Raw genomic sequence first — 596 nt, 5'->3', positions numbered from 1 at the left:
CATGATGGGGTGGACGGCGCCCGACGGCATCGGATGTGCCAGAATGAGTTCGTTGAGATCTCAAACAAGGGAGCCGTCCGTGGAACACCTTATCCGTATTGGCATGGATACGTCCAAGAGTGTTTTTCAGCTGCATGGTGTCGACGCTGCGGAGCGTTCGGTGCTGGTGCGTAAATTGCAACGGCGGGCGGTAGTCCCGTTCTTCGCCAAGCTTGCGCCGGTGAGGATCGGGCTGGAGGCGTGCGGCGGCTCGCATTACTGGGCGCGCACGCTGTCGGGGCTGGGCCATGAGGTGGTGCTGATCGCGGCGCAGCACGTGAAGCCATATGTGCGGCGCGGCAAGCATGACGCGGCTGACGCCGAGGCGATCTGCGAGGCGATGAGCCGGCCCAGGACACGCTTTGTTGGGATCAAGAGCGGCGAGCAGCAAGCGGCGCAGATGCTGTTTGGGGTGCGCGAGCAGCTGGTGCGGCGGCGCACGCAGCTTTCCAACACGATCCGCGGCTACGCAGCCGAATTCGGCCTGGTGGCCGCACAAGGCCTTGCCCGCATCGAGCCACTGCTGGCCCGCATTGCCGGCGACGCGACGGTGCCGG

At 65.3% G+C, this 596-nt stretch carries 1 protein-coding gene; it reads left to right on the top strand.

The genetic code is table 11. From position 1 onward, the window contains the following. Nucleotides 1–79: 79 nt before the first annotated feature. Nucleotides 80–596, top strand: a 517-nt coding sequence (locus tag NKI18_RS33355; protein WP_353022100.1) for an IS110 family RNA-guided transposase, incomplete at its 3' end; no start/stop codon positions are given.

The sequence above is a fragment of the Mesorhizobium sp. M0800 genome, from assembly GCF_040320095.1.
Taxonomy (GTDB): Bacteria; Pseudomonadota; Alphaproteobacteria; order Rhizobiales; family Rhizobiaceae; genus Mesorhizobium.
Note: the sequence above shows the minus strand (reverse complement) of the source record. Positions and strands in the feature narration are given on the sequence as shown.